This is a genomic window from Streptomyces sp. NPDC058955 (genome assembly GCF_042741435.1).
Lineage (GTDB): Bacteria > Actinomycetota > Actinomycetes > Streptomycetales > Streptomycetaceae > Streptomyces.
Genome location: NZ_JBHYKM010000198.1, coordinates 1 through 7,930, shown reverse-complemented (window position 1 = coordinate 7,930; position 7,930 = coordinate 1). Strand labels below are relative to the sequence as shown.

The window sequence follows — 7,930 nt, the reverse complement described above, 5'->3', positions numbered from 1 at the left end:
GCAATTGAAAGGCCGGCTGCGACGTCATCGGTGAAGATTCCCAACGCGAGTCCAAACTCGGTGCCAGCCGCCAACGCGACGGGCGGAGCTGTGGGGCTCTACGTCGAGGCACGCGTCCGCGCCGACCTGGACACGCTCTGGGAGCGGACCCAGGATCCGGCCGAACACCAGCGGTGGGACCTCAGGTTCACCGAGATCGCGTATCTGCCGACCGCGCCGGGGGAGCCCCGGCGGTTCCGGTACGCCGTGCGCCTCCTGCCCTTCCTGAGCGTCGCCGGGACCGGCGTCTCCGCCGGGGAGCGCCACCGGGCCGGCGGCGACCGTGTCTCCGCCCTCCGCTTCGCCTCCCCGGACCCGCTGTCGCTGCTCGCCGAGGGCAGTGGCTACTGGCGCTACGTGCCGGGGCCGGACGGCGTCCGCTTCCTCACCGCCTACGACTACCGGCCGCGCTGGGGCCGCTTCGGCCGGGTCGCCGACCGCCTCCTCTTCCGGCCCCTGATGGGCTGGGCCACGGCCTGGTCCTTCGACCGGCTGCGGCTGTGGTGCGAGGACGGGGTCACACCCGAGCGCGCCCGCACCCACTGGCTGCTCGAACTGGGCGCCAGGCTGCTGCTCGTGGGCCTCCCGTTCACCGCGACCCAACTGCCGCCGGGCGCGGTCTCGCTCGCCGCGGTCCCCCTCACGGTCCTCGGCCTCCTCGCCGCCGTCCTCCTGCCGCCGGCGCCCGGCACCCCCGCCGCCCGCCGCTGCCTGCGCACCCCGCCCGGCCGGAGCCGTACGCCCCGCCTCCTCGCCACCCTGGAGCAGCCATGACCTCGATCTTCCGCACCGCCATGGGCGACGCCGCCTTCGGGCGGCTCCACCCGGAGCTGCGCCGACGCTTCTCCGTCGGACTCGACAACGGCGAGCTGTGCGTCGGACACGGCGTGATGGATCGCATCTGGCACGGCAGGGGACCGGTCGGGCCGCTCATCCGGCCCTTCCTCGCACTCGGCGGCACCCGCAACATCCTGCTCCCGCGCACCGGCCGGAACATCCCTTTCACCATCGAGAACGTGCCCTACCGCGACTCGTACGGGCGCGAGACCGTCACCTTCGTACGCACCTTCCAGCTGCCCGGCGGCCCACGCCGCTTCGACGCGACGATGGTGCACAGCCCCGACCGCGGCTGCGTCCTCGACTACCTCGGCACCCACCAGCACCTGGCCAGCGAACTGCGCCTGACCGCCGAGCCCGACGGCTCGCTGCTCATCCGCTCGGGCGAACACCGCTTCCGCGAGGGCCCGATCGACCTCCGGGTGCCCGGCCTGATCGGCGCCGACGCCGAGGTGCGCGAATCCTTCGACGAGGACACCGGCCGGTTCCGCATCCGAGTCCGGGTCGTCAACCGATACGTGGGGCCGCTGTTCGGCTACGAAGGCTCGTTCACCGCCACCTACGCCTCCGTCCGGGAGTGCGGGGTCCGGCCGGGGCTGCGCCCCGTGCGCGAGGAGGCGCGGGCATGAACGCCTGGACATGGATGGTGGTCCTCGTAGAACCGGGTGAGGCCAGCCGTGACCGGGTGTGCGGGAACTCGCCGGCGCGCTCATGACGTACACCCCCGACCATCGACTGACGTACATCCCCGACCATCGACGCGTCACTGGGCACAACCGGCCCGGCGACCAGGTCGGGCGCGGCCGCGCGGTCGAGGAGCGGTGCGTGCGCTCCTCGACGACCCGCTCACGCGCCGGTCGGAGCGCCGGTGGTGCGGAGAGAACCGAGGAACCGGGCGAGCTGGGCGGGATGGGTCAGTTGGGGGTAGTGGCCGGCCCCGGCGATCTCGGCCACCGGGAGGTCGACGGCCTCGGTCAGCGGGTCCTTCGAACCGACGACGATCTGGACCGGGACAGTCACCCGGTCGAGCAGGGCCCGCCATCGGCGCCGCTCGGCGGCGTCCGCGCGCAGGGACGCGGCGACGCGGCGCGCCACCCCGGCGCGCCGCAGGTCGGCCGCGGCGCTCCGCACTTCCGGTCCGTCGGGGACACCGAGCGTCCGGGCCAGCCGAGGCGTCGGCATGCGGCGCAGCGCCGGCGCGGCCACGGCTGAGCGGGCGAGCCGCGGGGCCGGCGCCTGAAGGAACGCGGGGGAGACGAGGACGAGCCTGTCGAGGCGGTCCGGATGGTCGACGGCGAAGCGGAGAGCGGGCCCGCAGGCCAGGGAGTGCGCGACCAGCACGGGGCGGGTCTGCACCGGGTCCATCAGATCGTCCAGCCACACGTCGATCGGCTGGGTCGAGGGGGCCGAGCGCCCCAGGCCGGGAAGGTCGGGGGCGAGCACCGGGCCGGGGAGGTGGGCGGCGACGGGCCCCCACAGGTCGGCGTTCATCGGCAGGCCGTGCAGCAGGACGTGGGAGGGGCGACGCCGGTCACCGGACACCCAGGTCGGAGAGCCTCCGACGGTGTGGAAGCCGTACGGGCGCTGCCAGGGCGACGCGGAGCCGAAGCGGGCGGCCACCAGGTCGTCGGCCCAGGTGCGCAGGGCCTCGGTCACCGGAGGCATCTCCAGGCCGATGCGCGCGGCGAAGGCGCGGGCGGAATCCGTCGGGTACCGGTCGGCCGACAGGAACGACAGGGTCTCGGGATCGGCACCGGTCAACCGTCGCGGCAGCCGCCGCAGTACGTTGGCGGGAACGGTTCGGCGGGGTGCCCGTACGCCCATGTGCGCGGCCATCGTGCCGATCAGGTCGGGCAGGAGCGGGGTGTCGTCGTCGAGCACCCAATAGTGCTCGCCCGCGGGCGACGCGGGGATCTCCGCCAGGAACCGCGCGAAGTAGTCGATGGTCGTGACCGGCAGGAAGGTGTCGGAGCCTCCGGGCAGCGCGGGGAGCCGCCCGTTCCACAGGTCCTCGACGAGCGTGGCCAGGCCGATGTACTGGCCCGGCCCGATCACGGTGCTGGGGTTGGCGACGGTCAACGGCACCGACAGCGCCTCGGCGCGGGCCCGTACCGCGAGATCGGCCTCGAACTTCGACGCCTCGTAGGCTCCCAGTCCGGCGTAGTCGGGGTGGCCGTCGGCCGCACTCACCCGGTATCCGCTGATGTGCACGAGCCTGCGCAGCCGGGGCAGTGTCGCGGCCCACTCGACCACGTTCAGCGCCCCGGTGACGTTCACCGACCGCGCGTCCCGCTCGCTGAGGCCGAAGGCGAAGCGGCCGGCCGCGTTGTACACGTCCCGGACCTCGGGCAGGTCCGCGAGCGGTCGCGTGATGTCGGCGGCGACGATCCGGAGCCCGCGGATGTCGACGCCCTGGGAGGTCAGCCAGGGGGTGAGGGTGTCGTTGCGTACGGCCGCCGCCACCCGCCAGCCCCGGCCGAGCAGTTCGGCGACGAGGGAACGGCCGATGAATCCGGTCGCGCCGAAGACGATCGCGTCCATCGCTTCCATGAAACTCTCCTTGAATAGATCGGTCTACATATTTTTGAGGCAGTAAAAGACCCGCCGGTGACGGCGGGCCGTGTCAGTCGAGCAGGGCGCCGATCCGGCGGGCGACCCGGTCCAGAGGCTCTCTGCTGCGATGCGTCCGGGCCAGCAGGAGCGCGCCCTCCACGAGCGCCAGGATGGTGACCGCGAGGTCGTCCGCGTCCGGGTGGCCGGCCAGCCGTGCCCGCAGAGCCGCCTCCCACGACGTGTACACCTCCGAGCACGCCTCCTGCAGCGGGTCGTTGGAACTGGCCGTCTCCAGCGCGACGGTGGCCACCGGGCACCCCTTGTGCCACCCCGACGCTTCCAGCCGCTCGCCCAAGTGGCGCAGCACCCCTTCGACGAACTCCGCCACCGACGTGCTGGAGTCGGCCAGGCTCTCCATGTCGCCACCGATCGCACGGCCGGCCCGCCGGACGGACTCACCCACCAACTGGTCCTTGCCGCCGGGGAAGTGGAAGTACAGCGAGCCCCGAGGCGCGCCACTGGCCGCGATCACCTGATTGAGCCCGGCGCCGAGGTACCCCCCGCTCTCGATCAACTCCTGCGTCGCGTCCAGCAATCGGTCACGCGTCTCGGCGCCCTTCAGTCCCATGAGGCCACTGTAGACCGATCTACATATTCTCTCAATCGGGGTGGCTGGATTCGCGCCGGGATGACGACGGGCCGCTCTTACGTCTCCGGAGACGAAACCGGTGTGCCCTTTGTCGCCTCGCTTCTCAGCACGGGGACCGTCTTCTCCGGAACTGAACCGCTCCTCGTCACCGGCAGTCGGGGCGAGGACTGCTGTGCTCTTCTTGGATCACATGCTGCAGGTCACCCGTTCACCCCCACGTCGACGGAACGGTCATGGGCCGTGACCTCCGTCAGCCGCCGCAGGAGACCGGTCGCCTCCGGAAGGCGCAGCCGTTCGGCGATCGCCAGGGCCGTACGGAGGGGTTCGGCGGCGAGGCCGGGGTCGCCGAGGTCGGAGAGGCAGTCGGCGATGCCGACGAGCGCCCGCATCTCCTCGTACGGCGCTTGGATGCTCCGGGCCAGCGTGAGCGCCTCGTGGTGTCGGTCGGACGCCGGCCCGGGTTCTCCGCAGGCCCGCAGGGCGAGGGCGTGGACGTGCAGGGCGGCTGCGCGGCCGCCGAGGTCGCCGAGTTCCTCGAAGAGGCCGAGGCAGTGGCCGGCCTGGGCGCGTGCGGCCGCGGGGGCGGCGCGTAGCAGGGCGACCTCGGCGGTGTGCAGGGTGACGTAGGCGCGGCCCATCGCGCTGTCGACTTCCTCGCAGAGGGCCAGGGCGTGCGTGAGGAGGGCGTCGGCACGCTCGGCGTCACCGCGGCCCAGGTGGAGCCGGGCGAGGTAGGTCAGTGAGTGCGCTTCGCCGAGGGGGCTGCCCAGTTCCTGCGTGATCTGTACGGCTTCGGTCAGGTGTTCCTCCGCCTCGCGGTCTGCTCCGGTGAGCCGCAGCACGTCGCCGAGGTCGGCGAGGACGTTCGCCTGGCCCATGAGGTTGCCCTGCCGGCGGTACAGGACGAGTGCTTCCCGGTGGTGCTCTGTGGACTCCCGGTAGTGGCCCAGGGAGCGCAGGATGTCGGCCCGGGTGGCGAGGGAGTTGGCCAGGCCGCGCAGGTCTCCGGAGGCGCGGAAGAAGGCCAGGGCGGCTTCCGCGGTGGCGGCCGCCTCGGGATAGCGGCCGGCCAGCTGCTGGACGTGGCCGAGCTCGATGAGCACCTGGCCTTCGCCGTGCCGGTCGCCGGTCTCGGTGAAGCGGCGCAGCGCCTCCGTCAGGGCGGCGACGGCCTCGTCGTACCGACCGGTGAGCCGGAACAGCCGGGCCGTGTCGTAGAAGACCGTCGCCGCGCGCCTGGGGTCGCCCAGGGACGCGATCAGCTCCAGGGCCTGGGTCAGCAAGGTCTCGGATTCGGCGTAGCGGCCTTGGAGTGTGCTGACGATCGCGAGCTGGTGGAGGGCGGTGGCCCGGTCCGACGGGTTGCCGGTGGCTGTGGCGGAGTCGAGGGCGATCCGGTGCAGGCGCGTCGCTTCGTCCCAGTGGCCGCCGGCCCGGAGGAACTCGTGCAGGGCAGCCGGGAGAGCTCGTGCGGCCTCATGTTGGCCGCGGAGGACTGCCTCGTCGACGGCGGCGCGGAGGTTGGCCTGCTCGGCGCGCAGCCACTGCGTCGCCGCGGTGGCGTCGGTGAGTCGGGGGACCGCGGTGGGGCGTTCGGCATGGAAGCGGGGCGGCTCCCCGGCATCCCGGACGAGGAGCCGGTTCGCGTCGGAGGCCGTGTGCAGGTAGTGGGCGAGCAGCCGCCGTACGGCAATGTCGGCGTCGGCCGGTGTCTCGGCGCCGGCCAGGGTGCGGGTGTATTCGCGGATCAGGTCGTGCATCTGGTAGCGGCCGCGGGTGGGCTCGTCGACGAGGCTGTGGTCGCACAGCTCGTCCAGCAGTCGCCGGGCGGTGCCGGGGTCGGTGCCGTAGAGCGCGGCGGCGGCGTACGCGTCGAGGTCGACGCCGGGGAGCAGTCCGAGCCGGCGCAGCAGCGTCCCGGCGGCGGGGGTCAGTGCGTGGCGGGAGAGGTCAAACGCGGCGGCGACGGACACGTTCTCGGAGGAGAGGGTGGCGAGCCGGTCGGCCGCCGCGCCGAGGTCATCGGCGATGTCGGCAGGGGTCCAGCCGCGCCGGTGCCGCAGCCGGGCGGAGACGAGGTTCAGCGCCAGGGGCAGCCGTCCGCAGAGCTCCGCGAGGCGGGCCAGCGACGGGTCGTCGGGGTCCAGGTCGGGGCGGCCGGAACGGCGGATCAGCAGCCGTACCGCCTCCTCCTCCGGTAGGACGCCGAGGGTCACCGGTGTTGCGCCCGCCAGTGCCTCGAGCCGGCGGCGGCTCGTCACGATGATCAGGCAGCCAGGGGTGCCGGGCAGCAGCGGTTCGACCTGGTCGGAGCCGCGGGCGTCGTCGAGGACGATCACCATCCGGCGGCCCGCGACGCAGCTGCGCCAGAGGCCGGCCCGGGCGGTGAGCCCCTCCGGCAGGCGCCCGGGGCTCTCGCCGACCGCGAGGAGCAGTTCGCCCAGGGCGTCCTCGGCGGTGACGGGCGGGGTGCCGGCGGTGTGGGCGTGGAGCGGCAGGAAGATCTGCCCGTCGGGGTAGTCGGCGCTGACGTGGTGGGCGACGCGCAGGGCGAAGGCGGTCTTGCCGATGCCCGGCATGCCGTCGACGGTGTGGAGTCCCACCGTCTCCTGCCCGCTCCCGGCGTCGTCGCGGAGTGCGGCGACGAGGGCGTCGATCTGCATCTCCCGGCCGGTGAAGCCGACGGGGTCGCGCGGCAGGGCCCGGGGGACGGGGGTGGATCGGCTCGCCTTCGGAAGGGCCGGTCCGGTCGTGCCGTTGTGGTCGTCGTCCAGGACGTGCTGGAAGGCCGAGCGGATGCCGGGGCCGGGCTCGACGCCGAGGGTGTCGACGAACGTGCGGCGCAGGGCGTGGTAGGCCTCCAGGGCTTCGGCCCGGTGGCCAGCGCGGTGCAGGACCAGGAGGAGGTGCGCCTGGAAGGTCTCCCGCAGCGGGAACTCGGCGGTGAGGCGCCGCAGTTCGGTCAGGAGCTCGGCGTCCTGGCCGAGTGCCGCGGACGCGTCGGCCCAGAACTCCAGGCACTGCAGGCGGGCCTCCTGCCAGCGGGCGACATCGGCGGCGGCCTCGGCCGCGAGGCGAGGGAACTCCGCGAGCGGATCGCCCCGCCAGAGCGCCGCCGCCTCCTCGGTTGCCCGGACCACCTCTCTCCAGTCCTCGGCACCGTGGGCGCGGCGCGCCTGGGCGAAGGCGGCGGCGAGACGGTCGGTGTCGAGCTCCGCCTCCTCGACGCGCAGCAGGAGCCCTCCGTCCTGGCTGGTGACCCGCGAGGCGTCGCCGAGCGAGCGTCGCAGGCGTGACACGTGGTTGTGCAGGGACGCGCGAGCGGTGGCCGGCGGGCAGCCGTCCCACAGGAGCGACTCCAGCCGGTCGAGCCCCACGACCCGGCCCGGCGCGAGCAGCAGCGCCGCGAGGAGAGCCCTCGCCATGGGCGAGCCCGGCGCGTGCTCGCCTCCCTGGTCGTCTGTGACCGACAGTGTTCCGAGCAGCCCGAAGCGCATGACCATCCCCCCGTGTGTACGGCGCGGGCGGGTCGAGCCGCGCGCAGGCGCATCGTAACGGGGGGATGGCCGGATCCGGTGATCTTCTCCGGGGGTGGTGTGTCCGACGCCGTCGGTGAACCGAGGCCAGCGGGTTTGCCTGGTCAGGCGCCGGTGGCGATGCGGCCGAGGTTGGTCCAGCCGCCGTGTCCGTCTCCGCCGTTGCTGGTGTAGGCGGTGATGGAGCCGTCGGTGTTGGTGACGAGGTAGTCGGCCATGCTGTCGCCGTTGAAGGGGGCCAGGACGACGGCGTTCTGGTTGGTGGTGGTTCCGGTGGCGATCTGGCCGTAGTCGCTCCAGCCGCCGTGTCCGTCTC

General features: G+C 73.4%; 6 protein-coding genes. 2 read left to right on the top strand and 4 right to left on the bottom strand.

The genetic code is table 11. The annotated features are described in order from the left end of the window. The first annotated feature begins 90 nt into the window (after window positions 1–90). Entirely contained in the window at window positions 91–813 is a 723-nt protein-coding gene (locus tag ACFW1I_RS37285) for a hypothetical protein (RefSeq protein WP_384678388.1), read from the top strand. Next, on the top strand, window positions 810–1,505 hold the full coding sequence (locus ACFW1I_RS37280; protein WP_384678386.1) for a DUF4166 domain-containing protein: 696 nt from the start codon (window positions 810–812) through the stop codon (window positions 1,503–1,505). Before ACFW1I_RS37285 ends, ACFW1I_RS37280 begins: the two co-directional genes overlap by 4 nt. Before the next feature lie 217 nt (window positions 1,506–1,722). Here the strand turns inward: ACFW1I_RS37280 and ACFW1I_RS37275 are convergent, their stop codons facing one another. The 4 genes from ACFW1I_RS37275 to ACFW1I_RS37260 form a co-directional block, all read right to left on the bottom strand. Beyond that, window positions 1,723–3,426, bottom strand: a complete 1,704-nt coding sequence (locus tag ACFW1I_RS37275) for an alpha/beta fold hydrolase (RefSeq protein ID WP_384678384.1) — start codon at window positions 3,424–3,426, stop codon at window positions 1,723–1,725. A 73-nt stretch (window positions 3,427–3,499) separates the two neighbouring features. Continuing rightward, window positions 3,500–4,057: a TetR/AcrR family transcriptional regulator gene (locus tag ACFW1I_RS37270; RefSeq protein WP_384678382.1), complete on the bottom strand. Its 558-nt coding sequence runs from the start codon at window positions 4,055–4,057 to the stop codon at window positions 3,500–3,502. Between the two features lie 221 nt (window positions 4,058–4,278). After that, window positions 4,279–7,581, bottom strand: a complete 3,303-nt coding sequence (locus ACFW1I_RS37265; protein WP_384678380.1) for a tetratricopeptide repeat protein — start codon at window positions 7,579–7,581, stop codon at window positions 4,279–4,281. Between the two features lie 137 nt (window positions 7,582–7,718). Next, window positions 7,719–7,930: hypothetical protein (locus tag ACFW1I_RS37260; RefSeq protein ID WP_384678378.1), on the bottom strand; the 212-nt coding region annotated here is incomplete at its 5' end.

Bases quoted from the DNA above. Each gene is read 5' to 3' on its own strand.
- ACFW1I_RS37280 (WP_384678386.1), top strand. From the start codon at position 810: ATGACCTCGATCTTCCGCACCGCCATGGGCGACGCCGCCTTCGGGCGG.
- ACFW1I_RS37275 (WP_384678384.1), bottom strand. From the start codon at position 3,426: ATGGAAGCGATGGACGCGATCGTCTTCGGCGCGACCGGATTCATCGGC.
- ACFW1I_RS37270 (WP_384678382.1), bottom strand. From the start codon at position 4,057: ATGGGACTGAAGGGCGCCGAGACGCGTGACCGATTGCTGGACGCGACG.
- ACFW1I_RS37265 (WP_384678380.1), bottom strand. From the start codon at position 7,581: ATGGTCATGCGCTTCGGGCTGCTCGGAACACTGTCGGTCACAGACGAC.